The sequence below is a fragment of the Paracoccus salsus genome, assembly GCF_021556615.1.
GTDB lineage: Bacteria > Pseudomonadota > Alphaproteobacteria > Rhodobacterales > Rhodobacteraceae > Paracoccus > Paracoccus salsus.
Genome location: NZ_JAKGGD010000006.1, coordinates 168,114 through 193,212, shown reverse-complemented (window position 1 = coordinate 193,212; position 25,099 = coordinate 168,114). Strand labels below are relative to the sequence as shown.

Genomic DNA, 25,099 nt, shown 5'->3' with positions numbered 1-25,099 from the left:
CGGGCGCTTTTGCCTGTAGGCGCCGCCGCAATCAGGTCCGCAACAAAAGCATACTTTAATGCAGGTAAAGTGGTATTTTGTTGCGCGCCCGCAAGATTGCTGCTATGCAGCATCGGAAGTGAACAAACCGGCCTCAGCAGATGGATGAAATCATGTTCGACAATCTTCCGCGCGGCACGATCGTCATCGAGGACCTGGAGATCGGCATGACGCGCTATCTGCAAAAGCAGGTCACCGACCGCGATATCGCGTTGTTCTCGGAGGTGTCCACCGACCGCAATCCGGTGCATCTGGACGACGACTACGCGCGCGACACCATCTTCGAGGGCCGGATTGCCCACGGCATGCTGACAGCCGGGCTGATCTCGGCCGTGATCGGTGAGCAGTTGCCCGGACATGGCACCGTCTATCTGGGCCAGACATTGAAATTCATGGCTCCGGTGCGACCCGGCGACGTGGTTCGTGCCGAGGTCACGGTCGACTCGATCGACCACGGGAGACGCCGGGTGACGCTTGCAACCCGTTGTCTGGTGGGCGATACGGTCGTGCTGAAAGGCGAGGCGGTCGTGCTGGCCCCAAGCCGCAAGTTCGACTGACGGGGCTTCGTCGCGCCCCGATTGGGGGCGCAATGCATATCCATCGAGACTGGAGCGGATTGCCCTCCGACGCACGGGGCGCGACCATCGCCATGGGCAATTTCGATGGCCTGCATCTGGGCCATCGCGCGGTCATCGAGGCGGCCTCCCGGGCGGCGGATGCGCCGCTGGGTGTCATCACCTTCGAGCCCCATCCGCGCGAATATTTCGTCCCCGATACACAGCCGTTCCGGCTGATGAACGCCGAGGCGCGTGCGAACCGGATGGCGCGGCTTGGTGTCGAGCATCTCTACGAGTTGCCGTTCGGCCCGGTGCTTGCCGGCCTGACTCCGCAGGCTTTCGCCCGCGAGGTGCTGGTGGACGGCCTTGGCGTGCGCCATGTCACCGTCGGGCTGGATTTCTGCTTTGGCACGAAACGGGCGGGCAACGCGAAGACGCTTGCGGAACTGGGCGCGCAGCTGGGATTTGGCGTGACCGCCGTGCCGCTGGTGGGCACCGGGGGGCAGGACTACAGCTCTACCGCCGTCCGCACCGCACTGACCGAGGGCCGCACGCGCGATGCCGAAAAGATCCTGGGACACTGGCACCGGATCGAGGGCGAGGTGGTGCATGGCGAGAAACGCGGCCGCGACTTCGGCTGGCCCACGGCCAATATGCGGATGGAGGGGCTGCACCTGCCGCGGCTGGGCGTCTATGCCGTGCTGGTCGATGTCCTGACCGGCCCGGACCGGCTGTCCTGCCTGGGCGTGGCCAGCCTTGGCGTGCGGCCGATGTTCGGACGCAATGCCCCCAATCTCGAGGTGCATCTGTTCGATTTCGAAGGCGATCTCTATGGGCAGCATCTGTCCGTCGCACTGGTCGAGTTCCTGCGGGACGAGGCAAGTTTTGACAGTATCGACGGGCTGATCGACCAGATCGCCGCCGACGCGGCACAGGCCCGTGCGGTTCTGGCAGGCGCCTGATGCGTGACCGGTTCTGGGAATTGCCGCTGGATCAGTTGACGCCCGGAGAGTGGGAGGCGCTGTGCGACGGCTGCGGCAAGTGCTGTCTGAACAAGATCGAGTACGAGGATACCGGCGAACTGGCGTTCACACGCGTCGCCTGCAAGCTGCTGGATGGCGAAGCCTGCCGGTGCAGTTCTTACAGCAACCGCCACGATTACGTTCCCGACTGCGTCGTCCTGACCCCCGGAAAGCTGAAGGCCATCGCCTGGTGGTTGCCCGTGACCTGCGCCTACCGGCTGCGCCACGAAGGGCGGCGGCTGTATGACTGGCACCATCTGATCTCGGGCGACGCGGAAACCGTGCACCGCGCCGGTGTCAGTGTGCGCGGCTGGACCGTAAGCGAGGCCGAGGTGACCGAGGACGACTGGGAAGAGCATATCATCGAGGACCTGTCGTGAATTTCGCGTCCGACAACGCCTTTGGCGCACATCCGGCCGTGCTGCGCGCGCTGAACGATTGCAATGGCGGGGCGGTCCTGGGGTATGGTGCCGATCCGGTCACGGCCAGGGCCGAGGCGGCGATCCGCGATCTGCTGGAGGCGCCGCAGGCCTTCGTGCGGTTCGTTTCGACCGGTACGGCGGCGAATGCCCTGGTCTGCGCCCAGCTTTGTCCGCCGGGCGGGCGGATCTATTGCCACCGTGACGCACATATCGAGACAAGCGAATGCGGTGCGCCCGAATTCTTTTCGCATGGCGCCAAGCTGGTGACGCTGCCGGGCGCGGCGGGCAGAATGGACCCCGAGGATCTGGCCGAGGCGCTGCGGATCGGCGCGGGCGGCGGCCTGAACGGCGGACGGAATGCGATGGTGTCGATCACCAATGCGACCGAGTGGGGCACGATCCATGACCCGGCCCAGGTTGCCGCGCTGGCGCGGATTGCACACGCGGCCGGTCTGCCGTTGCACATGGACGGCGCGCGATTTGCCAACGCCGTTGCGGCACTTGGGTGTTCCGCCGCGGATCTGACATGGCGGGCCGGCGTCGATGTGTTGTGCCTGGGGGGCACCAAGAACGGCGCAATGGCCGCCGAGGCCGTGGTATTCTTCGATCCCGACATGGCCGAGGGCTTCGATTATCGTCGCAAGCAGACCGGCCACGTGGTCTCGAAGCAGCGTTATCTGGCCGCGCAGATGCTGGCACTGGCGGAAGGCGGGTTGTGGCTGAGCCTGGCCGGTCGTGCGAATGCGCTGGCCGCGCGACTGGCGAAGGCCTTGCAGGCGGCTGGCGGCACGTTGCTGGCCCCGGTCCAGTCCAACGCGGTGTTCGCGACCATTCCGGCGAAAGCGCATGCCCGCGCCCTGGCCGCCGGGGCGGTCTATCATCTCTGGCCCGACAAATCGGCCGAGGGGCTGGATCCCGTTCCGCTGCGGCTGGTGACCTCGTGGGACACGGACGAGGCGGATGTCGACGCCTTCGTCGCGATCCTCGCCGACGGCGGCCTGCGCAGCTAGTTCCGCAGCGCCCGCAACAACAGGCGCAACGCATGATCGACGCTCGCCGCGCGGACCCGATGGCGGCCGAGTGGTCCGAACTCGACCGTCTCGGTGCTGATGCCGAAGGCGTTTGCGACAGCGAAGCAGACCCGGCCTTCGGGCTTGTGCTCGGATCCGCCGGGTCCGGCGATGCCGGTCACCGAAACGGTCATCGTCGCGTCGGAATGGGACAATGCACCGGACGCCATCTCGGCCGCGACCTGCTCGCTGACCGCGCCATGCGCCACAAGCGTCTGGGGCCGGACGTCCAGCATCTGTTGCTTGGCGGCGTTGGAGTAGGTGACGAAGCCGCGATCGACCACATCGGACGAACCCGGCACCTCCGTCAGCGCGCCCGCGATCAGGCCGCCGGTGCAGCTTTCCGCCGTCGCGATCAGGACACCGCGATCGCGCGCCGCGTCCAGCACATCGGAGGCCAGGCTCACATCAGCACCAGATGCGCGATCGCAGCGGCAGCCAGCGTCGCGATGCCCGCGAACACGCCCGCCCACAGATCGTCCTTCATCACGCCGTCCACGCCGCCCTCACGGTCGGCGCGCCCGACCAGCCAGGGCTTCCAGATGTCGAAGAGGCGAAAGAACAGGAAGGCCGCCAGCCAACCGGGATAGGGAAACACGTCGGCGGGCATGCCGGAAAAGTAGAACGCAGCGGAGGGAAAGCACAGGGTCAGCCATTGACCGGCGACCTCGTCGATGACGATCTCGCTGCGATCGGGATCAGCCATCCCGGCGGTATGCCGGCGCACGGCCCAGAATCCCGCGACGGTCACGGCGATGGTTGCTGCCGCCAACAGGGGAAAATGCCCGATCCGATGCAGCAGCACACCCAGCACCACCGCAACGGCCGAGCCCCAGGTGCCGGGTGCCGGGCGCAGTAATCCCGTCCCGAACCAGATGCAGAGAAGACGTTCCATCGCTTATCCTTTCATCAGCGCGGCGGTCGCGATGGCGGCGATCCCCTCGCGCCGGCCGGTGAAGCCCAGACGCTCGGATGTGGTTGCCTTGACGCTGATCCTGCCAGGTTCGACCGCCATGATCTCGGCAAGCCGCATTTGCATGGCGTCCGCATGCGGTCCGATCCGCGGGGCCTCGCAGATCAGCGTGACATCCGCATTGCCGAACGCGAAGCCCTCCGCGCGCGCAAGATCGGCCGCGTGGCGCAGGAAGATGGCGCTGTCGGCCCCCTTCCACTGCGGGTCCGAGGGCGGAAAATGGCGACCGATGTCGCCCATGGCCAGCGCGCCGTAGATCGCATCGGTCAGCGCGTGCATGCCGACATCCGCGTCCGAGTGTCCGACCAGCCCGGCATCATGGGCGATCCGGATGCCACACAGGACGACATGATCGCCCGGCCCGAAGCCATGCACATCGTAGCCATTGCCAAGGCGGATATCCATCGTGGTCCCCAGAATGCGTTCGGCCCGCGCGAAATCGGCGGGGTAGGTGATCTTCAGGTTGTCCTCGTCGCCCGGCGTGATGGCAACGGCGATTCCGGCCTTGCGGGCGATTTCCACATCGTCGGCGGCGTCATGGGCGTGCGTGCGATGCGCCGTGACGATCGCTTCAAGCGCGAATCCCTGCGGGGTCTGCGCCCGGAAAAGCCCCTCGCGCGCGGGCGTCCCGACCACGATGCCGCCTTCACCGCGCCACAATGCGTCGCTGACCGGCAGTGCGGGGGCGGCGGCCAGCGCGCCGGCCCGCAGCGCGTCCAGAACGCCGTGAATGACCGCATCGCCGACCAGCGGGCGCGCGCCGTCATGGATCAGGACATGGGTGAGGCCGCTTCCCTCAAGCGTCCGCAGGCCCGCCCGGACACTGGCGGCACGGGTTTCGCCGCCGGCGACGATCGTGACAGGTCCGGCGAATTCCGCGATTGCCAAGTCCATGTCATCGGGATGGACGACCAGGATGACGCGCTCGAACCCCGCAAAGGCGGACAGCGCGCGGGCCAGCACGGATCGCCCGGCCAGATCGCGCCACTGTTTGGGCGTCACCCCGCCCGCACGGTGGCCTCGGCCGCCCGCCGTGACAAGGGCCGCATAGCCTGCGGGCGCATTGACGGTCATGCGTGGTCGGGTATGTCACCGCGGATCGCGGTCGCGAAAGCCGTGCGGTAAAGCTGCGACAGTTCCGCCAGATCGCCCGCATCGCCGCCCATCTGGATGGCCATGCCGCCAAAGCTGCCGACCTGCGCCACCTCGATCCCCGCCTGTGCGCCGGCCTCGAGCAGGGCTTCTGCACCTGCCGCATCGCAGGCGACCAGATAGCGCGCCTGATCCTCGCCGAACAACTGACCGATATCGTCGCTGTCAAGCCGCACACCGATGCCGGCGGCCTCGGCCATCTCGAACGCGGCGAGAGCCAGGCCACCGTCCGACAGATCGCTGGCAGCGGTCAGGTGCGACCGGTTTGCGCGCAGGAACTCGCCATGGCGGCGTTCGGCAACGAGGTCGACCGGCGGCGCATCCCCGCTGTCGATGCCGAAAGCCTCGTGGGCCAGGGCCGACTGCGACAGATGTCCCGAGGTGGTGCCAATGACAAGCGCCACATCGCCATCCCCGGGCAGGCCGGCGATCAACCGCGACAGGTCCTCGATCAGCCCGACGCCGCCGATCGTGGGCGTGGGCATGATCCCCGTCCCGTCGGTTTCGTTGTAAAGCGAGACATTCCCCGAGACGATCGGGAAGTCCAGCGCCCGGCAGGCCTCGCCGATGCCCTTGATGGCGCCCACCAGCTGGCCCATGATCTCGGGCTTTTCGGGGTTGCCGAAATTGAGATTGTCGGTCGTCGCCAGTGGCGTCGCGCCCACGGCGCAGAGGTTGCGATAGGCCTCGGCGACGGCCTGCTTGCCACCCTCGAACGGGTTCGCCTTGACATAGCGGGGGGTCACATCGCTGGTAAAGGCCAGCGCCTTGTTGGTGCCGTGAACGCGCACCACACCGGCGCCGAGCCCGGGGCGCAGGATCGTGTCGGCGCCGACCTGAGTGTCGTATTGTTCCCAAACCCAGGCTTTATGGGCGTAGTTGGGGCTGCCGATCAGGGCGCGCAGGGCCGCCACAGGCGTAATTTGGGGCAGGGCGGACGCGGCGCCGGCAGCGGGGGTTTCCACCCAGGGGCGATCATATTCCGGCGCGCTGGAGGACAGCTTCGACAGCGGCAAGTCGGCCTTCACATCGTTTCCCTGGATGATCAGAAAGCGGTCTTCCGCAAGGGTTTCGCCGACAATGGCGAAATCCAGATCCCATTTCTCGAAGATCGCGCGGGCTTCGGCCTCTTTCTCGGGCTTCAGCACCATCAGCATCCGTTCCTGGGATTCCGACAGCATCATCTCGTAGGCGGTCATGTCCGTTTCGCGCTGCGGCACCGCATCCAGCTGCAGCTTTATCCCCAGACCGCCCTTGTCACCCATCTCGACCGCCGAGCAGGTCAGACCTGCCGCGCCCATGTCCTGGATCGAGATCACGCTGTCCGAGGCCATCAACTCGAGACAGGCTTCCAGCAGGCATTTCTCGGTGAACGGGTCGCCGACCTGCACGGTCGGCCGCTTTTCCTCGATCGTGTCGTCGAATTCGGCGGATGCCATGGTCGCGCCGCCGACGCCGTCGCGGCCGGTCTTTGCGCCCAGATAGACGACCGGCATGCCAATGCCCGAGGCCGCCGAGTAGAAGATCTTGTCCGCATCGGCCAGCCCTGCCGCGAAGGCGTTCACAAGGCAGTTTCCGTCATAGCTGCGGTGAAAACGCACTTCGCCGCCGACATTGGGAACCCCGAAGCAGTTGCCATAGGCGCCGATGCCTTCGACCACGCCCTTGACGAGATGTGGTGTCTTGGGATGTTCGGGCCGGCCAAACGACAGCGAATCCATCGCCGCGATCGGACGCGCGCCCATCGTGAACACATCGCGCAGGATGCCGCCCACGCCGGTCGCGGCGCCCTGATGCGGCTCGATATAGCTGGGGTGGTTGTGGCTTTCCATCTTGAAGACCACGGCCTGACCATCGCCGATATCGACAACGCCGGCGTTCTCTCCGGGGCCGCAGATGACCTGGGGGCCCTCGGTGGGCAAGGTCCGCAGCCATTTCTTGGACGACTTGTAGGAACAATGCTCGTTCCACATGGCGCTGAAGATGCCCAGTTCGGTGAAGGTCGGCTCTCGGCCGATGATATCCAGGATGCGATCGTATTCGTCCGATTTCAGCCCGTGCGCGGCGATCAGATCGGGGGTGATCGACGGTTCCTGCATGTCTGGCCCTTCCTGCACATGGAGTCAGGCGCCTTTTATGGCGAGACGCAAGACATGGAAAGGGCGCTCAAAGCCCGGCCGTTGCAGGCCGAACAAAAAAAGCCGGGCACGAGGCCCGGCCTAAGTCCAACAGGGAGGTAGAAGATGATGGCCGGCGAGGCCGACCATGACCCTCTGAGCCCGATTTATGGGCAGAACGGGAACGGATCAAGGCATAACATGCTGCATGTGCAGCATACCGGACATGCAGTTGCCGAATAGCTACACGCGAAAGTTGTAGATGGCCAGGCGAGTCGCAGCATTTCGCCGCCGCAAAGTAAAGGAATCCAGGCATTTGGCAGTCTAGACCAGTTCGGCCTCGCTTTGCCGCCGGCGATAGGACTGTATCTGTTCCAAGACAAAATCCCTGAAAGCGGCGACGCGGCGGGTCTGACGCAGCTCTTCTGGGTAGGCGAGGAAGACCGGCACCTCGGCCGACTCGATCTCGGGGAGGACGCGGACCAGACCTGGATGATCGGCGGTCAGGTAGTCGGGCAGCACGCCGATACCGACATTCGCAAGCACACCCTGCAGGACGCCGAAATAGTTGTTCACGGTCAGGGTCGAGGTGATGTTCTGGCCCATCACCATCTGGACCAGTCGCGCCCCGGCCGCGACCTGCGGCTGATCTGCCTTCTGGCAGATCAGCCTGTGGGCGGCCAGATCATCAAGCCCGGTCGGAACCCCGGCGCAGTCCAGATAGGCCTGCGTCGCGTAAAGTCGCATGCGGATGTTCAGCAGGCGCCGGCGGATCAGATCCGACTGGCTGGGTTCCTTCATGCGGATGGCGACGTCGGCCTCGCGCATGGGCAGGTCCAGGACCCGTTCTTCCAGGATCAGGTCGATCTTCAGATCGGGGTATTTCTCATAGAGCTTGACCAGGCGGGGCGCCAGCCAGAGCGTGCCGAACCCGACCGTCGTGGTCACCTTCAGCTCGCCGAGCACGTTTTCCTCGCTGTCGCGGATCCGGGCCGAGGCGGCATCGAGGCGGCGCGCCATCGACGAGGTGGCGTCGAACAGCAATTCACCCGGCTCGGTGAGAATCAGCCCGCGTGCGTGACGGTGAAAAAGCGCGGTGCCAAGCGATTCTTCCAGCGCGCGAATCTGGCGGCTGACGGCCGATTGGGACAGATGCAGCGTCTCGCCAGCATGAGTCAGGCTGCCCGCATCGGCAACCGCGTGAAATATCCTTAACTTGTCCCAGTCCATAGCTGTTACAATCCTGCGTGGCCAGCCATGCAATTTTTGCAAAAGTCATTCTCCCCTGCCTGTCCCTCACGCCTGCGTCAAGCATGGATTTTTTTCTTCATCGGTCAGTATTTCTGACCTATAATCGGAGCAAGCCCAATGGGGAGTGCCCATGGGGAGTGGAGGAGAGACACGATGAGCAAGCAGGAATTCTCGCTGGCCGACCGGTTCGAACTGTCGAAGTCACACGTATTGTTGAACGGCACCCAGGCATTGGTGCGCCTGATGCTAATGCAGGCGGCACGCGACAAGGCTGCGGGGCTGAACACGGCGGGCTACGTCACCGGCTATCGCGGAAGCCCGCTTGGCGCGGTCGACCTTCAGATGATGCGCGAGGGCAAGCGTCTGACGCAGGCGAATGTCCTGTTCCAGCCCGGTCTCAACGAGGATCTTGCCGCCACGGCCATCTGGGGCAGCCAGCAGGCCGAACTGCGCGGCGAGGGCAAGTATGACGGCGTCTATGCGCTGTGGTACGGCAAGGGGCCGGGCGTGGACCGCAGCGGCGACGTGATGCGTCATGCCAATATGGCGGGATCGTCGAAGCATGGCGGCGTGGTCATGGCGATGGGCGACGACCATACGGGCGAAAGCTCGACCGTGCTGCATCAGTCGGACTGGGCGATGATCGACGCCTATATTCCCGTGCTGTCGCCGGCCGGTGTGCAGGAAATCCTGGATTTCGGGCTGTACGGGTTTGCGCTGTCGCGCTTTGCCGGCGTCTGGACGGGCCTCAAGACGATGAAGGACACGGTCGAGGCGACCGCCGTCGTGAACGGCGACCCGCATCGGCTGACCTTCGTGACCCCGCAGGACTTCCGGATGCCCGAGGGCGGGTTGAACATACGCCTTGGCGATACGCCGGTCGTCCAGGAAGCCCGGATGATCGATCACAAGCGGTGGGCAGCCGAGGCGTTCAGCCGCGCCAACCGGATCGACCGCAAGGTCTGGGGCAGGCCGGGTGCCAGGATCGGCTTCGTTGCGGCCGGCAAGAACTGGCTGGATCTGGTGCACGCCCTGTCGCTGCTCGGGGTCGACGAGGCCGAGGCGGAACGTCTGGGCCTGACCACCTACAAGGTCGGCCAGACCTGGCCACTGGATATGAAGTCCTTTCAGGAATGGTCTGAAAATCTGGAACTTATCGTTTGCGTCGAGGAAAAGCGCAAACTGATAGAAGTGCAGTTGAAAGAGGCGATCTTCGACAATCGCCACGGCCGTCGCGTGCATGGCTGGAAGCATGATCGGACCGGCGAGGAGCTTTTCCCGACTCGCTATGCGCTGGACCCGGTGATGATCGCGCAGAAGATCGGCGGAATCCTGATCGAGGAAGGCCGCGGAACCGAACATATCCGCGCCGGTCTGGATCGCCTGACCGAAGTGCGCCGCAATGATAACGCGCCCGAGATTGCGACCCGAACGCCCTGGTTCTGCTCGGGATGTCCGCACAACACCTCGACCCGACTGCCCGAAGGCAGCCGCGCCTATGCCGGGATCGGCTGTCACTACATGGTGCAGTGGATGGGCCGCGAGACCGAAGGCTTCACCCATATGGGCGGCGAGGGCGCGAACTGGGTCGGCGAAGCTCCGTTCAGCAAGCGGGGCCATGTTTTTCAGAACCTTGGCGACGGAACCTATAATCATTCCGGCTCTTTGGCGATCCGCGCGGCGCTGGCTGCGGGGACCAGCATCACCTACAAGATCCTCTATAACGATGCCGTGGCGATGACCGGCGGCCAGCCCAACGAGGGCGGTCTGGACGCACCGCAGATCGCCCGCGAACTGACCGCGATGGGCGTCGATCCGGTGGTTGTCGTCTATGATGAAAAAGAGGATGTGGTCCGCGACCAGTTCCCCAAGGGGCTGCGCTTCGAAGAGCGTGCCGAGATGATGAATGTCCAGCGCGAGCTGGAGAACGCCAAGGGCGTCAGCGCGATCCTGTATATCCAGACCTGCGCGGCCGAAAAACGCCGCCGCCGCAAGAAGGGGCAGTTCCCCGACCCGGACCGCCGCGTCTGGATCAACCCCGAGGTTTGCGAGGGCTGTGGCGATTGCTCGGTCCAGTCGAACTGTGTCTCGATCGTGCCGCTGGACACCGAACTGGGCCGCAAGCGCCAGATCGACCAGTCAAGCTGCAACAAGGACTACAGCTGCCTGAACGGTTTCTGCCCCAGCTTCGTCACGGTGGAGGGTGGCACGCTGCGCAAACCGAAAGCCGAATCCTTCGAGATCCCCGATCTGCCCGCACCCGCGCTGCCGGCGATCAAGGGCACGCACAACATCGTCATCACCGGCGTCGGCGGTACCGGCGTCGTGACGATCGGCGCGGTGCTGGCGCAGGCCGCCCATATCGACGGCAAGGGCGCCGGCATGATGGAGATGGCGGGTCTGGCGCAGAAGGGCGGGGCCGTGCACATCCATCTGCGGCTTGCGAATGCCCCCGAGGATATCAGTGCGATCCGCGTCGCCACCGGCGAGGCCGACTGCGTCATCGGCGGCGATCTGGTCGTGACCGCCGGGGCCAAGACGGTCGGGCTGATGACCACGGCGCGCACCGGCGCGGTCGTGAACGACCATGAGATCATCACCGGCGATTTCACCCGCTTTCGTGACTTCCAGGTGCCTTCGGACCGCCTGAAACTGTCTCTGGAGGCGCGGCTGGGCGAGCGGGTGGCGTTCTTCGATGCCAACGATCTGGCGCTGCGCCTGCTGGGCGATTCGATCTATTCCAACATGCTGGTTCTGGGTGCCTGCTGGCAGCAGGGGCTGATCCCGCTGTCCGAGGAGGCGATCCGCGAGGCGATCCGCCTGAACGGCGCCAAGGTCGCGGAAAACCTGCGCGCCTTCGATATCGGCCGATGGGCGATGGTGTTTCCCGATCAGGCCGCGAAGCCGGCGGACCCCGCCGCGCTGCCTGTCGATCCGGTTTCCTACCGCGAAGCGCGGCTTCTGGACTATCAGGGCAAGCGGCTGGCAAGGAAGTTCCGGAAACTGGTCGATGCCGCGCCCGCCCCGCTGCGCGAAAGCGTCGCGCGCGGATACTACAAGCTGTTGGCCTACAAGGACGAATACGAGGTCGCGCGGCTGCATCTTGCGACCGCAGCGCAGATTGCCGAGAAATGGCAGGGCGACACCAGGCTGTCCTTCCATCTGGCGCCGCCGATCTTTCCCGGCATCGATGCGAACGGCCGCCCCAGGAAACGACAATTCGGTCCCTGGATGCTGAAGGCCTTCCGGGTGCTGGCCGCGATGAAGCGTTTGCGCGGCACGCCGCTTGATCCCTTCGGCTACGGCACCGAGCGCAGGCGGGAACGCGCCATGATCCGCGAATACGAGACCGACATGCGCGAGATCATGGCGGCGGTCGATGATGCGACGATGCCGATCGCGATCGAACTGGCCGAACTGCCGCTGAGCGTGCGCGGCTATGGTCCGGTCAAGGACAAGGCAGCCGACGCCGCCGCCCTCCGCCGCAGCGCGTTGCTGGACCAGTTCCGGCAGGGCGGCGCACCGATGCGTGAAGCCGCTGAATGAACTGGGTCATTCCCAAATGTCGCGCGCCGTCCTAAACAGGCGCGCGGCAAGGGGGGTGGAACCATGGCGGTTGGCGTTTTCGATTCGGGGCTGGGCGGGCTTACGGTCCATCAGGCCATCGCCGCACGCCTGCCGGATCTGCCGCTGGTCTATCTGGGCGACAACGCCCACGCTCCCTATGGCGTCCGTACCCCGGACGATATCTTCGATCTGACTTGCGCGGGCGTCGAGCGGCTTTGGGCCGAGGGCTGCGATCTGGTCATTCTGGCGTGCAACACCGCCAGCGCCGCCGCCCTGCGGCGGTTGCAGGAAACCTGGCTGCCCGAGGGAAAGCGGGTTCTGGGCGTGTTTGTCCCCATGATCGAGGCCCTGACCGAACGGCAATGGGGCGACAATTCGCCGCCCCGCAAGGTCGCGGTCAGTCAGGTTGCGCTGTTCGCCACCCCCGCGACTGTCGCCAGCAGGGCCTTTCAGCGAGAGCTGGCCTTTCGCGCGGTGGGCGTGGATGTCGAGGCGCAGCCCTGCGGCGGGGTCGTGGATGCCATTGAAATGGGAGACGAAATTCTGGCCGAGGCGCTGGTGACGAGCCATGTCGAGGCGTTGCTGCGGCGGATGCCACACCCCGAGGCGGCGATTCTGGGCTGCACGCATTACCCGCTGGTCGAAGCCGCCTTCCAGCGCGCGCTTGGCCCGCAGGTCAAGGTTTACAGCCAGGCGGGGCTGGTCGCCGAGAGCCTCGCGGACTATCTTCAGCGCAGGCCCGAATTCCGGGGCGAGGGCGGCACGTCGAAATATCTGACGACGGGCGATCCGGTGCGGGTGTCGGGCAAGGCCACGCAGTTCCTGCGCCGGTCAATCCGATTCGAGACCGAATGAGGAGCAGGAGGGGGCGATGGCCGGAATGAAATCGCTGAAGAAGCGCCGCAGGGTGCAAGTGCTGGTCGCGACGGCCGTCGCGTTGTTCATCGCGACAGGGACGATCGGATATGCGTTGCGTGACGGCATCAATCTTTACCGCTCGCCCTCGGAAGTCCGCGCAAGCGCGCCTTTGCCGGACGAGTATTTCCAGCTTGGCGGGCTGGTGAAGGACGGCTCGATCCTGAACCGCGACGGCGTCGCGTTCGATTTCGTCATTACCGACGGTGCCGCCGAGATCCCGGTCAGTTATGTCGGCCGCGACCCGCGACCGGACCTGTTCAAGGAAGGCCAGGGCACGATCGCCAAGGGGCATTATCGTGACGGTCGTTTCGAAGCCGAGAGCCTGTTGGCCAAGCATGACGAAAGCTACATGCCGCGCGAGGTCATGGACACACTGAAGGAAAGCGGCGTCTATCAGGACCCGAATTCCTGATTGCCTCCCGCCACTTCCGGGCGCGCTTCGTCCCCCGACCCCCCGAGGATGTCTTGCCCGAGGCATGAGCAACGCCCGTCCGGTTAAGAAAGGGTTAACTGCCGACCGCGAGGATGCCCCGGTCCGTCAATGGTGGCGGGCGGCATGAGGGGGCAGCTATGCCGAGTGTTGAGGAAATCGCGCGCGAGATCGTCGCCCGCGAAGGCGGGTACGTCAACGACCCCGACGATCCGGGCGGTGCGACCAATTTCGGCGTGACGATCGGTACGATGCGGTCGCTGGGGCTGGATCTGAACCGCGATGGCAAGGTCGATGCCGGCGATGTCAGGGCGTTGACGCGGACCCAGGCCGAGCAGATCTTCGTTCAGCATTATTTCCGCAAGCCGCGATTGGCGGAACTCGCCCCACCCGTCCAGGCCAGCGTCTTCGACATGTATGTCAACGCCGGGGCCAACGCGGTGAAGATCCTGCAGAAACTGGTCACGCGGATGGGGTTCACCGCGACCGCCGACGGGGTGATCGGACCAAGAACCATCGCGGCGGTCGCCGATGCCGCCGATGCGGCGCCGGACCATCTGGCCGACGCCTACGGGATCGCACGCAGGAACTATTACTACGCGCTGGCCGACCAACGTCCGGCAAGCCGCAAATACGCCCGCACGCGGGCAGGCGGCAAGGGTGGCTGGATCACCCGGGCCGAGGCATTCGTCGCCCCTCGCTATCACCTGACCGAGGCCGAGCATCGCGAAAGGACATCCGGATGGGCATGATCGACCGTTTCCTCGGCGTCAGCCAGGGCGTGACTGCGCTTGGCAGCGCCGCGACCGGCATGGCCGAGGTCTTTACCCAGAACGCGACGCGGAAGATGGAACTGGACGAGCAGGCCTATGCCCACGCCATCACCCAGCTTGGCCGGGAATTCGAGGTCGCGCGGCCGGGCCTTTTCGATGGTGTTGTGAACGGACTGAACCGGCTTCCGCGCCCGCTGCTGGCGATGGGGACGATGGCGCTGTTCGTCTATGCAATGGTCGAGCCGGTCGGCTTCGGGCTGCGGATGGAGGGACTTCAACAGGTGCCGGAACCGCTGTGGTGGCTGCTGGGAGCGATCGTCGGCTTCTATTTCGGGGCGCGCGAGGCGCATTATTTTCGCCATCGCGTCTGGCCTGCCAGGAAAGTCTCTGTCGAGGCGGGGGGTGCGGACACCAAGGCCCTTGCCGGGCCCGCGCGTCCCGATGACGATTTTGCCGACAACGCGGCCCTGCGCGACTGGTCGGCCAGCTTGCGCGAATAGGTCGCACGCAAAACTGATGTACCGGGACGAAGGGGGGACTTTCCCCCCTTTTTCCGTATCCCTATGCTGGCCGCGACGGAGGGACCATCCTGATGATCGCTGAACTTGGCCATTTCGCCCTGATCCTTGCTTTTGCAGTGTCGCTGTACCAGATGACCGTGCCGATGATCGGTGCGGCGAAGGGCTGGCCGGGCTGGATGGACAGCGCGCGTCCCGCCGCGATGGCGCAATTCCTGCTGACCGGGGTTTCCTTTGCCGCGCTGACCGTGGCCTTCGTGACCTCGGACTTCTCGCTCAAGCTGGTCTACGAGAATTCGCATACCGCGAAGCCGATGCTGTACAAGATCAGCGGCGTCTGGGGAAACCACGAGGGAAGCATGCTTCTGTGGGTCCTGATCCTGGCGCTGTTCGGCGCGGCGGCAGCCGCGTTTGGCGGCAACCTGCCGCCCAGCCTCAGGGCGCGGGTGCTGGGCGTCCAGGCCTCGATCGGGGCGGCGTTCTATGCCTTCATCATCTTCACGTCGAACCCGTTCCTGCGGCTGGCCAACCCGCCCTTCGACGGGCGCGACCTGAACCCGCTGCTTCAGGACCCGGGATTGGCGTTTCATCCGCCCTTCCTCTATCTGGGCTATGTCGGGCTTTCGATGGCCTTCAGCTTTGCGATCGCCGCGCTGATCGAGGGCCGTGTGGACGCTGCCTGGGCGCGCTGGGTGCGGCCCTGGACCCTGGCGGCATGGATGTTCCTGACCATCGGCATCGCCCTGGGATCGTGGTGGGCCTATTACGAGCTGGGCTGGGGCGGATTCTGGTTCTGGGATCCTGTCGAGAATGCCAGCTTCATGCCGTGGCTGCTGGCCGCCGCCCTGCTGCATTCGGCGATCGTGGTCGAAAAGCGTGAATCGCTGAAAAGCTGGACCATCCTTCTGGCGATCATGGCCTTCGGCTTCTCGATGATCGGCACCTTCATCGTGCGGTCCGGGGTCATCACCTCGGTCCACAGTTTTGCCAGCGACCCCGCACGGGGCGTCTTCATCCTGGCGATCCTGGCTGTCTTTGCCGGCGGCGGGCTGACGCTTTTCGCGGTGCGCGCCGGCGAGATGACGGCCAAGGGCGTCTTTCAGCCCGTCTCGCGCGAGGGCGCGCTGGTGCTGAACAACGCCTTGCTGGCCGTGTCCGCCTTCGTGGTGTTCATCGGGACGATGTGGCCGCTGTTTGCCGAGATGATGTGGGATCGCAAATTGTCGGTCGGCGCGCCGTTCTTCAACCAGGCCTTCACGCCGTTCATGATTGCGCTGGCGCTGGTGCTGCCGATCGGGGCAATCATGCCCTGGAAACGTGCGACCCTGTCGCGCGCGCTGCGGCCGCTGCGCGGCGCCTTGCTGTTCGCGCTTGCGGTGATGATGCTTGTCTTTGCCGTCTCGACCGGACGCAGCGCCATCGCGGTGATCGGCGCGGGCCTGGGCGCATGGCTGATCGCGGGGTCGGTCGCGGAGCTGATGCTGCGGACCGGCAGATCGGGCTGGAGCCGCATCCTGCGGCTGCCGCGCGCCGACTGGGGCAAGGCGGTCGCTCATTCCGGCCTGGGTGTGACCTTCATCGGGGTCGGCCTGCTGACAGCCTGGCAGACCGAGGATGTCCGCGTCGCGCGGATCGGAGAGCCGTTTGATATGTCAGGGTATCAGATCACGCTGACCGATGTTTCCGAGGTGCAGGGGCCGAACTATGTTTCGACAATGGCGACGATGGACGTGGCGCGACATGGTCGCACCGTCGCCACGCTGTACCCCGAGAAGCGCGTCTATCCGGTTCAGGCCATGCCCACGACCGAGGCGGCGATCGACAACGGTATTTTCCGCGATATCTATCTGGTCATCGGGGACGAGCAGGCCGATGGGGGCTGGGCGGTGCGCAGCTACATCAAGCCGTTCGCGAACTGGATCTGGGCAGGTTCGATCCTGATGGCGCTTGGTGGCCTGATCAGCCTGTCGGATCGCCGCTATCGGGTGGCGGCGGGGGCGCGGCGCGCACAGCCCGCTTCGGTGGCTGCGGAATGAGGGCGCTGTTTCTGGCCATTTTGCTGCTGGTCACGCTGCCCTTCGCGGCGTTCGCCGTTCAGCCCGACGAAGTTCTGGACAATGCCGCGCTCGAGGCGCGGGCGCGGCAGATCTCGCAAAAGCTGCGCTGTCCGGTCTGTCAGGGCGAGAACATCGACGAATCGAATGCCGCGATCAGCCGGGACCTGCGGCTTTATGTGCGCGAGAGGCTGGTCGCGGGCGACAGCGATACCGAGGTGATCGACGCCGTGGTGAGCCGATTCGGCGAGTTCGTCCTGTTCGAACCGCGCGCTCGGGGCGGCAATCTGCTGCTGTGGCTGGCCGGGCCGCTGATGGCGCTGGTCGCGCTGCTGGTTGCGTGGCGTTTCCTGCGTGGCCGGGCCGGATTGCAGTCCCCACCCAGCGATCTGAGTGACGCCGAAAAGGATCGCCTGCGCCAGATCATGCGGGACTGACGCGGGGTCCTGCTTTCCCTTTGCGGCAATCCGGTCATCATGGTCCCAGACAAGGGGGTCCTCATGAATTTCGAAACCATCAAGTTCGGCATCAATGGCGGCATCGCGACGCTTATCCTGAATCGTCCGCAGGTGATGAACGCCTTGAACGGCCGGATGCGGGCCGAGATAACCCGGGCCCTGACGACGCTGCCACCAGAGGTGCGGTGCGTCGTCATCACCGGTTCCGGCAAGGCGTTCTGTTCGGGGCAGGATCTGACGGATGCGGGCGCGGCGCTTGATCTCGAGGCGACGCTGCGCGACGAATACGAACCCATGCTGCATGCGGTGCGCGACTGCCCGGCGCCGGTCATTGCGGCCGTGAACGGCGTCGCGGCCGGAGCCGGGGCGAACCTGGCGCTGATCGCGGATGTCGTGATCGCGGCGGAAAGCGCAAGTTTCATCCAGGCGTTCAGCAGGATCGGGCTGGTCCCGGATGCGGGCGGGACCTGGGCCGTCCCTCGGGCGATCGGGGCGGCGCGCGCCATGGGGATGATGCTGTTTGCCGAACCCGTTCCGGCGCGGCTGGCCGCCGATTGGGGATTGATCTGGCAGGCGCTGCCCGATGGCGAGTTCGCCGAGGGCGTCGCAACTCGGGCGTTGCAGCTGGCCGAAGGTCCGACCGGCGCCTATCTGGCGATCCGAGAGGCCGTCGCGGCGTCGCTTGACAACGATCTTGACGAGCAGCTGAAGCTGGAGGCGCGGTTGCAGGGTCGGGCGGGACAAAGCAACGATTTCCGCGAAGGCGTCACCGCCTTTCTGGAAAAACGCAAGCCGCGCTTCAGCGGACGCTAGGCGATCTGGGCAAAGCGCGGCGATGGCCCGCGATTGTCGAAGAACGGAACCGTATCCGGCGAAGGCAGGGGCGCGTCGTGGGCGACGCTGCCCGCCAGTTCCGCAATCTCGGCCAGCACCACCTCGGTGATGAAAGGCAGGTTCAGCGCGCGCGCCTGAGCCAGCGGGACCCAGTGCAGATGCGACAACTCATCGCAAGCGCGGCTGAAGTCATCAGCGTCGCCGCATATCGTGGCAGCATCCGCCACGAAGAAATAGGCGTCGAATCGACGCGGACGGCCGGGCGGCGTGATGGCGCGAAAACAGTAATGCAGCCCGGAGGCATCGGGGCTGAGGCCGGTTTCGGCATAACCTGGCCAGGGGCAGGGCGGTCCGCCCGGACGCCCGATCAGCAGGCCCGTTTCCTCGGCAAGTTCGCGAAGCGCGGCAGCGGCGATGGCGTGAGGCTTCGGCATCGCGCAGCCGCGAGGTTCGGCCAGCATCCGGTCGTGATGCAGCGTTGCCAGCGGCCTGGCAAGCAAGGCCGTTGCGTCTTCCGTATCGACCGCACCACCGGGGAAGACATATTTGGACGGCATGAAAACCGCCTTGGCACCGCGCATTCCCATCAGCACCGATGCGCCCTGCCGGGTCCGTCGCAGCAGGATCATCGTCGCCGCATCGCGGATCGGCGCGTCCTGGGGGACCATCATGATGCAGAGGGCTCGGCCGCATCTCCGAAACCGTGCATGCGTCTTGCCCATTGCAGCCCCACGAAAGCGCCCTTGATCCGCGGCAACAGCAGCAGCGACAGGACGATCGCGCCCAGTCCGAAGCTGAGGATCATCGTCATGGCCGAGGGACGCCATGCAACGAAACATGCCAGCAGCAGGGGGGCGCCCAGATGCGTCACCAGCAGGATGGTCAGATAGGCGGGTCCGTCATCGGCGCGCTGATGATGCAGCGCCTCGTCGCAGCGTGGGCAATGGTCGGCGACCGTCAGATACCCCTTGAACAGCCGACCATCGCCGCAGGCAGGGCACAATCCGCGCGCGCCGCGCAGCATCGACCGGCCGCTTGGACGATCGGATTCGACGTGTGGGACCTGGGAATGCGACATGGGCGTCTCCGGAGTGGTGGCCAGCGGTCCGATGCGGTCCGCACCGCCCCAATCTAGTCATTGACACGCGGGCGCGCCACCCCTCCTCACCGCCGGCAACCGGCGTCGCTCAGGCGGCATATTCGGTCTGCGCCAGCATGACCCGGTTGCGGCCCATGGCTTTGGCCGACATCAGCGCCCGGTCGGCGCGTTCCAGCGACGTCTCGGCCAACCGCTCGGGACGATCCGCGGGGTCACGACCCCGGCCGATCGCAATCCCGATCGACAAGGTGACATCGATGCGTCCGCCGCCAGACAGGTCGGGCAGGGTGATCGGCTGCGCCTCGATGGCCCGCCGGACCTGCTCGGCACGTCGCCATGCCTGCCGGTCGTCGACGCCTGGCAGCACTGCCAGAAATTCCTCGCCCCCAAGCCGCGCGGTGATGCCCAGATTGCCTATCTCGGCCTCGAGGCGACCAGCCACGTCGCGAAGGACGGCATCGCCCGCCGCATGGCCATGGTTGTCGTTGATTCGCTTGAAGCGGTCGAGGTCGAGGGCAAGCACCGCGAAGGACGTGTCCTCGCGCAGGGCATCGCGCGCGATTTCCGTCAACCGAGGCAACGCGTAGCGTCGGTTGTAAAGACCGGTCAGCGGGTCGGTCATCGCCCAAAGCATGGTGCGTATCGCCTCTGCCCGTCGGCGGTCGCACTGCTCCTTTCGCGACAGCTGCATCTGCAGGGCCAGCGCCGCGACCTCGATCCCGGCATCGCCGCCAAGGTCGATGGGCAGCACCTCGCCCGCGCCCAGATCCAGCGCAATTGCCGCAAGTTCGGCGCGGTCGGGCTCGGTGGCCACCACGAACGCCGCGTCGCGCGAACCGACGCGCGATCGCAGTTCGGACAACAGCCGCAACCCGTCGCCCCGTCCTGCGATATCGGCGGCGATCAGGTAAAGATCAGCGGCGCGGCCCACCGCGACTGCGCCCAGGGCCTCCTCGGGGCTGCAGATCGCGAAGCGGCAGCCCAGGCGATGCTGAAGCAGGTGGCGCCAGCGCAAGGCGCGTGGCGCGCCGTCGGCCACCAGCGCGACCTGCACCGCGCTTGCGGCACCGGCGAATTCGGCTTGCGCCTCGGCCAGCGATCGCTGCGGGTCGCTGACGGCGCCGGTGTCGCGCAGCAGGCCGCGAATCCGTGCCAGCAGCATCTGTTCATCCACCGTCGGCTCCAGCACCGCCGCAGCGCCCGCACGCAGCGCCTCAAGCCTGTTGGCGCCGTTGGCCAGCATCAGCACCGGAGCCTGCGCGCCGCCGTTGTCGCGCGCAAGCTCGCGGCAGATCGCCACGGGATTCTGATCCGAAAAGCCGCTTCCCAGCAGGATCAGGTCAGGATGGCCGGACCGAACCTGCTGGACAAGCTGACCTAATGTTCCTGCCGTCAGGACATCATAGCAAGCAGCGGCCAGACGCACCTTGAGGGTGATGCGAGTCGTCGCCATCCCATCTGCCACGAGGATGCGTGCCGTCATTGGGCGTCTCGTCCCTTTACATGCGTTGCCTGAAGAAGGACCGTGTCACCAAATTCTTAACAAAGCGTTTCCACGCTGAGGGGACCGGCCGTTTTCCGCCGATCCACACAAGGAGGTGAAGTATGGCGGGCCGTATCGATGCCGCACGGGAACTGGCCGGAGCCGGCCTGATCTACATTCTTGAAAGGCCCGAACTCGCGGCGACGTTCCTGGGCGGCTCTGGCCTGCGGGCGCAGGATATCCGCGCGCTGTCGGGCACGCCGGAACTGGGTCTGCATGTCCTCGACTTTCTGCTCGAGGATGACGGACGCGTGCTGGACGCGGCCGAGGCATTGCAGATCCGGCCGCAGGATCTGATGTCCGCGCGGGTGGTGATCGCCGGGCCTGGAAATTACGGCTGGGAGTTGGGCTGAAATCCGATCGCGGCGCGGCCAGCGTTACCGGTTTATTCATCTTTCCCGGCTAGCTTGCAGCCAACCGAGGTGAAAGATGCACAGGCTGGTAATTCGGGCGGTCGAGGAGTTTCTGCGCGACACTTATGGTGCCGCGATGTTGTCGCAGGTCATCGCGTCCTGCAACGAAAACGCCCGGTCGAACGCCGTGGGTTCGCTGGCTGGCCCCAAGGGATGCGGGTGCAGCGCCGAAAAGATCATCCCTACGGCGGCGATATTGCTGAAAAAGCCCCCCGAAGAGTTGTTCGAGGATCTTGGCGCATGGCTGGCGAGTCGCGAGGCGATCCGGCGGCTGCTTCGCTTCTCGGGACGCGACTTCGAGGATTTCGTGATCAGCCTCGAAGAACTGCCCGGCCGCGCGCATTTCGTCATCCCCGAGTTGTGCATTCCACGCATCGACGTGCATCGCCAGCATGGCAATACGCTTCGGCTGGTGTTGCCGTCCTCGGCGCCCGAATGGACCGCGATGCTGGCCGGACTGCTGAGGGCGATGGCTGACGATTATGGCACGCTTGGGCTGATCGACGTCGAGGGCAGCACGGTCGTCGTCCAGATCTCGGACCAGTCGTTTGCCGAGGGCCGCGATTTCAGTCTGGATGGCGGACAGGCGGCGGAGCGCTCGCGATGAACGCCCCCGGCCAGGATCTTGTCCTCATCCGCGCGGCGATGGACAGCTTGCTGCCCATGCATCTTTGGATCGGTCTGGATGGCCGGGTGAGGTCGGTCGGCCCGACTCTGCGAAAGCTGATCGGCGAGGGCGCGGACGATGTCGGCGAGGTTTTCCTCAGTGGACGTGCCGGGGCGACCGAGGATGTCGTGATCGCGATCCGCATCGCTGCGGCACGCGGCGAGCGACTGTTCCTGCGGATGCAGCGTTCTCCGCATCTGAACCTGCGCGGCCATGCCGTGTTTGCGAATGATCGTTCAGTTCTGGTGAATCTCGGCTTCGGGATCGGCTTGCACGACGCGGTGCGGGTTGCAGGGCTGACAGACGACGATTTCGCGCCGGCCGAACTGGCCATGGAGCTGCTGTTCATGCGCGAGGCGATGGGCGGCGTGCTGGGTGAGCTGAAGCGTTTCAACAGCCAGCTGGAGGCAGCCCGCGAGGCAGCCGAGGTGCAAGCCCATACCGATGCGCTGACCGGGCTCTGCAACCGCCGCGGTCTGGAACTTGCGCTGAACAACGCGTTGCGCCCGGCGCGCGGATCGGGCGGGGCCGGTCGCGGACGGGACGGGTTCGCGTTGGCGCATCTGGATCTGGATCACTTCAAGCAGGTCAACGATCAGCTGGGTCACGCCGAGGGCGACCGGGTGCTGTGTCACGTGGCCCAGGTGTTGCGCGACGTCACCCGCAGCGATGATACCGCCGCGCGGATCGGCGGGGACGAGTTCGTGCTGATCCTGAAGGGACTTGAAGACCCGGCGACGCTTGACCGGCTGGGAAAGCGCATGATCGAAGGCATCGAGGCGGCGCTGTGCAGCCAGCAGAACAGCTGCTCGGTCTCGGCAAGCGTGGGCTTCGTGTTGTCGCGTTTCTATCGCGACCTGCCTGCCGCACGCATGCTTTCGGATGCCGATGCGGCACTTTACCGCTCGAAACGCGAGGGCAGGGGACGCGTCACGATCCTGACCGAGCCGCCCGAGGACGTCACATGAAGCAAGCCTGACGACCTGGGGTGAGGCGCGCGCACCCGCTGCCGGTCGTTCGAAAGGGGCGCCCGGGACGCGTGTCGGGCTTCTGCCGGTTCTGTCCTGGTGACCGATGCGTGGTGACCGACCCGGGCTGCCGGCGTGCCCATGGCTGGGTGTCGTGGTTTCCCATCGGCCAGAACAACCGGTTGGCTTGCCCGCCGGGATCGTCTAAACCTGTGGAATGGCTGACGGATTTCCCCTCGCGCGACCGGGCATGCGGATCGGACTTCTGGGCGGATCGTTCGATCCTGCCCACGCCGGGCATGTGCATATCACCCGGGTGGCGATGCGCCGCTTTCAGCTTGACCGGATCTGGTGGATGATCTCGCCGGGCAATCCGCTGAAAACGCGTGGACCCGCGCCGATAGACCACCGCATCGCCGATGCACGCAAGCTGTTGCAGGATCCTTCGGTCGAGGTCACCGATATCGAGGCGCGCCTGGGAACGAGGATGACCGCCGACACCATCGCCGCGCTGCAGAAGCGATATCCCGGCGTTCGCTTCGTGTGGCTCATGGGGTCCGACAATCTGGTGCAGTTCGATCGATGGGACCGCTGGCGCCAGATCGCACGAATGGTGCCGATCGGTGTTCTTGCGCGGCCCGGAACGCGTGTCGCGGCCCGGAACTCGGTCGCGGCGCAGATCATGCGCCGATGGCGCCTGCCGCAGTCGCAGGCCGCAAGCCTCGCACGGCGACGCCCGCCTGCCTGGGTGCTGATAAACCTGCCGATGCGTCCTCATTCATCGACGGCGATCCGGGCCTCGCTTGGCCAGCACGCATCATCGGGGGAAGGATCGTGACGGCGCTGACCCGGCGCGGCGTGCTGGCGGGCGCCTTGTCGCTGCCGGTCGCGCGGGGATGGGCCGAGCAGGCGCCGACGGGCCTGGCGCAGCGTCCGCCTGTCCGGCCGTCGCCATCCGCGGAGCACCTGATCGCGCGTGCAGGACTGCCGGGTACAATCGGCCATGCGCTGCTGGACGCGCGGACCGGTGCCCTTCTGGATGGCGGTGAGGCCGCCAGACCGCTTCCGCCGGCCAGCACGATGAAGGTGCTGACGGCACTTTACGCGATGGCCCGGCTGGGAGGGGCGTATCGGTTTCGCACGCGCGTGCTGCGGGCGGGCGACACCCTGATTCTGGCCGGGGGCGGCGATCCGGTTCTCAGCACCGATGATCTTGCGGCGCTTGCCGATGAACTGGTGGTGACCGGCCAGACCAGTCCGGCGCGTTTCCTCGTCTGGGGCGGAGCCTTGCCGCGTATCGCCGAGATCGCGCCGGAACAGGCGGACCACCTGGCCTACAATCCAGCCATGTCGGGCATGATCCTGAACTTCAACCGCGTCCATCTGGGCTGGCGTCCGGCCGATGGCGGCGTGACATTGCGGCTGGAGGCGCGGGCAGCGGCGAATTCGCCGCGCGCCTACACCATCACCGCCGAGGCGGGCGATCAGGCCGGTCTGTTCGAATACGCCGAGGCGGAGGGCCGGGAACGCTGGACCGTGGCCCGCACCGCGCTGGCACGCCCGGGCAGCCGCTGGCTGCCCGTTCGCCAGCCAGAGCTTTATGCCGGCGATGTCTTCCAGACCCTTTGTCGCGCGAAGGGGCTGGCACTGCCTGCGCCGCAAATCGCCCCATCCCTGCCCGCGAGTCAGGAACTCGCCGGCGTGGACAGTCCCCCGCTGGCCCGGATCCTGCGCGACATGCTGTCTTTCTCGACCAACCTGACGGCCGAGGTGGTGGGGCTTCACGCGAGCGGCGCGGCCGATCTGGCGGCCTCGGCGTCTGCGATGCAGGCCTGGTTGCGCGGTCAGGGCCTGGGCGCCGGGTTCCATCTGGCGGATCATTCCGGGCTGTCGGGTGAAAGCCGCGTGACCGCCGAAGGACTGGCGCGGGCGATCCTGTCAGCCGAGGGCGCGTCAGATCTGGCCGGAATGCTGAAGCGGAACCCGCTTGATGACGAGCTTGGCGCGATCCGGGGCCGGACTTACCGGGTCGAGGCCAAGACCGGGACGCTGAATTTCGTCTCCAACCTGGCCGGCCATGTTCGGGGACCGACATCGCAACGGGCGGTCTTTGCCATCCTGTGTGTGGACGGCGCGCGTCATGCAGAGACCAGTGGCACGGAACGGCCGGGCGGCGCCAGGGGCTGGACCCGCAGCGCGAAGACGCTGCAACGTCAATTGCTGGATGGCTGGGCGCAGCGGTTCCTGTGACGAC

General features: G+C 65.9%; 25 protein-coding genes. 17 read left to right on the top strand and 8 right to left on the bottom strand.

The window, feature by feature from the left end:
- Window positions 1–152: 152 nt before the first annotated feature.
- The 4 genes from L1965_RS13045 to L1965_RS13030 are packed head-to-tail and all read left to right on the top strand — an operon-like array spanning window position 153 to window position 3,050.
- On the top strand, window positions 153–596 hold the full coding sequence (locus L1965_RS13045; RefSeq protein WP_235756886.1) for a MaoC family dehydratase: 444 nt from the start codon (window positions 153–155) through the stop codon (window positions 594–596).
- 32 nt (window positions 597–628) lie between these two features.
- Complete coding sequence (locus L1965_RS13040; RefSeq protein WP_235756885.1) at window positions 629–1,558, top strand: bifunctional riboflavin kinase/FAD synthetase; 930 nt, start codon at window positions 629–631, stop codon at window positions 1,556–1,558.
- Window positions 1,558–1,998 carry a YcgN family cysteine cluster protein gene (locus L1965_RS13035; protein ID WP_235756884.1) on the top strand — a complete coding sequence of 147 codons (441 nt, stop codon included), beginning with the start codon at window positions 1,558–1,560 and terminating at the stop codon, window positions 1,996–1,998. Before L1965_RS13040 ends, L1965_RS13035 begins: the two co-directional genes overlap by 1 nt.
- Window positions 1,995–3,050, top strand: a complete 1,056-nt coding sequence (locus tag L1965_RS13030; protein ID WP_235756883.1) for a threonine aldolase family protein — start codon at window positions 1,995–1,997, stop codon at window positions 3,048–3,050. The genes L1965_RS13035 and L1965_RS13030 overlap by 4 nt, the downstream gene beginning before the upstream one ends.
- On the opposite strand, the gene L1965_RS13025 is transcribed toward L1965_RS13030, so the two are convergent.
- The 5 genes from L1965_RS13025 to L1965_RS13005 all read right to left on the bottom strand — a co-directional run bounded on the left by L1965_RS13025 (window position 3,047) and on the right by L1965_RS13005 (window position 8,582).
- Window positions 3,047–3,517, bottom strand: a complete 471-nt coding sequence (locus L1965_RS13025) for a CinA family protein (RefSeq protein WP_235756882.1) — start codon at window positions 3,515–3,517, stop codon at window positions 3,047–3,049. The two genes, L1965_RS13030 and L1965_RS13025, sit on opposite strands and share 4 nt — an antisense overlap.
- On the bottom strand, window positions 3,514–4,005 hold the full coding sequence (locus tag L1965_RS13020) for a phosphatidylglycerophosphatase A family protein (RefSeq protein ID WP_235756881.1): 492 nt from the start codon (window positions 4,003–4,005) through the stop codon (window positions 3,514–3,516). Before L1965_RS13020 ends, L1965_RS13025 begins: the two co-directional genes overlap by 4 nt.
- A gap of 3 nt (window positions 4,006–4,008) precedes the next feature.
- Complete coding sequence (locus L1965_RS13015) at window positions 4,009–5,157, bottom strand: bifunctional 2-C-methyl-D-erythritol 4-phosphate cytidylyltransferase/2-C-methyl-D-erythritol 2,4-cyclodiphosphate synthase (RefSeq protein WP_235756880.1); 1,149 nt, start codon at window positions 5,155–5,157, stop codon at window positions 4,009–4,011.
- Window positions 5,154–7,334 (bottom strand): phosphoribosylformylglycinamidine synthase subunit PurL, encoded by a 2,181-nt coding sequence (gene purL, locus L1965_RS13010; RefSeq protein ID WP_235756879.1) that lies wholly within the window; start codon window positions 7,332–7,334, stop codon window positions 5,154–5,156. The genes L1965_RS13015 and purL overlap by 4 nt, the downstream gene beginning before the upstream one ends.
- 342 nt (window positions 7,335–7,676) lie before the next feature.
- The gene (locus L1965_RS13005; RefSeq protein ID WP_235756878.1) at window positions 7,677–8,582 is read right to left on the bottom strand and encodes a LysR family transcriptional regulator; all 906 of its coding nucleotides are present in this window, start codon (window positions 8,580–8,582) and stop codon (window positions 7,677–7,679) included.
- Window positions 8,583–8,756: 174 nt separating this feature from the next.
- On the opposite strand from L1965_RS13005, the gene L1965_RS13000 reads away from it, so the two are divergent.
- The 8 genes from L1965_RS13000 to L1965_RS12965 all read left to right on the top strand — a co-directional run bounded on the left by L1965_RS13000 (window position 8,757) and on the right by L1965_RS12965 (window position 18,134).
- Complete coding sequence (locus tag L1965_RS13000; protein ID WP_235756877.1) at window positions 8,757–12,149, top strand: indolepyruvate ferredoxin oxidoreductase family protein; 3,393 nt, start codon at window positions 8,757–8,759, stop codon at window positions 12,147–12,149.
- A 63-nt stretch (window positions 12,150–12,212) separates the two neighbouring features.
- Window positions 12,213–13,025 (top strand): glutamate racemase, encoded by an 813-nt coding sequence (locus L1965_RS12995; protein ID WP_235756876.1) that lies wholly within the window; start codon window positions 12,213–12,215, stop codon window positions 13,023–13,025.
- 25 nt (window positions 13,026–13,050) lie between these two features.
- The gene (gene ccmE / locus L1965_RS12990) at window positions 13,051–13,500 is read left to right on the top strand and encodes a cytochrome c maturation protein CcmE (protein ID WP_235756945.1); all 450 of its coding nucleotides are present in this window, start codon (window positions 13,051–13,053) and stop codon (window positions 13,498–13,500) included.
- Window positions 13,501–13,658: 158 nt separating this feature from the next.
- Window positions 13,659–14,270 carry a holin-associated N-acetylmuramidase gene (locus L1965_RS12985; protein WP_235756875.1) on the top strand — a complete coding sequence of 204 codons (612 nt, stop codon included), beginning with the start codon at window positions 13,659–13,661 and terminating at the stop codon, window positions 14,268–14,270.
- On the top strand, window positions 14,261–14,791 hold the full coding sequence (locus tag L1965_RS12980) for a holin family protein (protein ID WP_235756874.1): 531 nt from the start codon (window positions 14,261–14,263) through the stop codon (window positions 14,789–14,791). The genes L1965_RS12985 and L1965_RS12980 overlap by 10 nt, the downstream gene beginning before the upstream one ends.
- Window positions 14,792–14,883: 92 nt before the next feature.
- Complete coding sequence (locus tag L1965_RS12975; protein WP_235756873.1) at window positions 14,884–16,845, top strand: heme lyase CcmF/NrfE family subunit; 1,962 nt, start codon at window positions 14,884–14,886, stop codon at window positions 16,843–16,845.
- On the top strand, window positions 16,842–17,300 hold the full coding sequence (locus tag L1965_RS12970) for a cytochrome c-type biogenesis protein (RefSeq protein WP_235756872.1): 459 nt from the start codon (window positions 16,842–16,844) through the stop codon (window positions 17,298–17,300). The genes L1965_RS12975 and L1965_RS12970 overlap by 4 nt, the downstream gene beginning before the upstream one ends.
- Before the next feature lie 63 nt (window positions 17,301–17,363).
- Window positions 17,364–18,134: an enoyl-CoA hydratase-related protein gene (locus L1965_RS12965; RefSeq protein ID WP_235756871.1), complete on the top strand. Its 771-nt coding sequence runs from the start codon at window positions 17,364–17,366 to the stop codon at window positions 18,132–18,134.
- Here the strand turns inward: L1965_RS12965 and L1965_RS12960 are convergent.
- The 3 genes from L1965_RS12960 to L1965_RS12950 form a co-directional block, all read right to left on the bottom strand.
- Entirely contained in the window at window positions 18,131–18,826 is a 696-nt protein-coding gene (locus L1965_RS12960; protein ID WP_235756870.1) for an NUDIX hydrolase, read from the bottom strand. The genes L1965_RS12965 and L1965_RS12960 overlap by 4 nt on opposite strands.
- Window positions 18,823–19,233 carry a DUF983 domain-containing protein gene (locus L1965_RS12955; protein ID WP_235756869.1) on the bottom strand — a complete coding sequence of 137 codons (411 nt, stop codon included), beginning with the start codon at window positions 19,231–19,233 and terminating at the stop codon, window positions 18,823–18,825. Before L1965_RS12955 ends, L1965_RS12960 begins: the two co-directional genes overlap by 4 nt.
- 109 nt (window positions 19,234–19,342) lie before the next feature.
- Window positions 19,343–20,737, bottom strand: coding sequence for a diguanylate cyclase (locus L1965_RS12950; protein WP_235756868.1), 1,395 nt, complete (start codon window positions 20,735–20,737; stop codon window positions 19,343–19,345).
- Window positions 20,738–20,859: 122 nt separating this feature from the next.
- On the opposite strand from L1965_RS12950, the gene L1965_RS12945 reads away from it, so the two are divergent.
- The 5 genes from L1965_RS12945 (at window position 20,860) to dacB (ending at window position 25,095) form a co-directional block, all read left to right on the top strand.
- The gene (locus tag L1965_RS12945) at window positions 20,860–21,150 is read left to right on the top strand and encodes a DUF3572 family protein (protein WP_235756867.1); all 291 of its coding nucleotides are present in this window, start codon (window positions 20,860–20,862) and stop codon (window positions 21,148–21,150) included.
- Window positions 21,151–21,226: 76 nt separating this feature from the next.
- The gene (locus tag L1965_RS12940) at window positions 21,227–21,817 is read left to right on the top strand and encodes a heme NO-binding domain-containing protein (protein WP_235756866.1); all 591 of its coding nucleotides are present in this window, start codon (window positions 21,227–21,229) and stop codon (window positions 21,815–21,817) included.
- Complete coding sequence (locus L1965_RS12935) at window positions 21,814–22,845, top strand: GGDEF domain-containing protein (RefSeq protein WP_235756865.1); 1,032 nt, start codon at window positions 21,814–21,816, stop codon at window positions 22,843–22,845. The genes L1965_RS12940 and L1965_RS12935 overlap by 4 nt, the downstream gene beginning before the upstream one ends.
- A gap of 217 nt (window positions 22,846–23,062) precedes the next feature.
- A complete protein-coding gene (locus tag L1965_RS12930) occupies window positions 23,063–23,683 on the top strand; it encodes a nicotinate-nucleotide adenylyltransferase (RefSeq protein WP_235756864.1) in 621 nt (206 codons plus the stop codon).
- Window positions 23,680–25,095 carry a D-alanyl-D-alanine carboxypeptidase/D-alanyl-D-alanine endopeptidase gene (gene dacB, locus L1965_RS12925; protein WP_235756863.1) on the top strand — a complete coding sequence of 472 codons (1,416 nt, stop codon included), beginning with the start codon at window positions 23,680–23,682 and terminating at the stop codon, window positions 25,093–25,095. The genes L1965_RS12930 and dacB overlap by 4 nt, the downstream gene beginning before the upstream one ends.
- The last annotated feature ends 4 nt before the right edge of the window (window positions 25,096–25,099 follow it).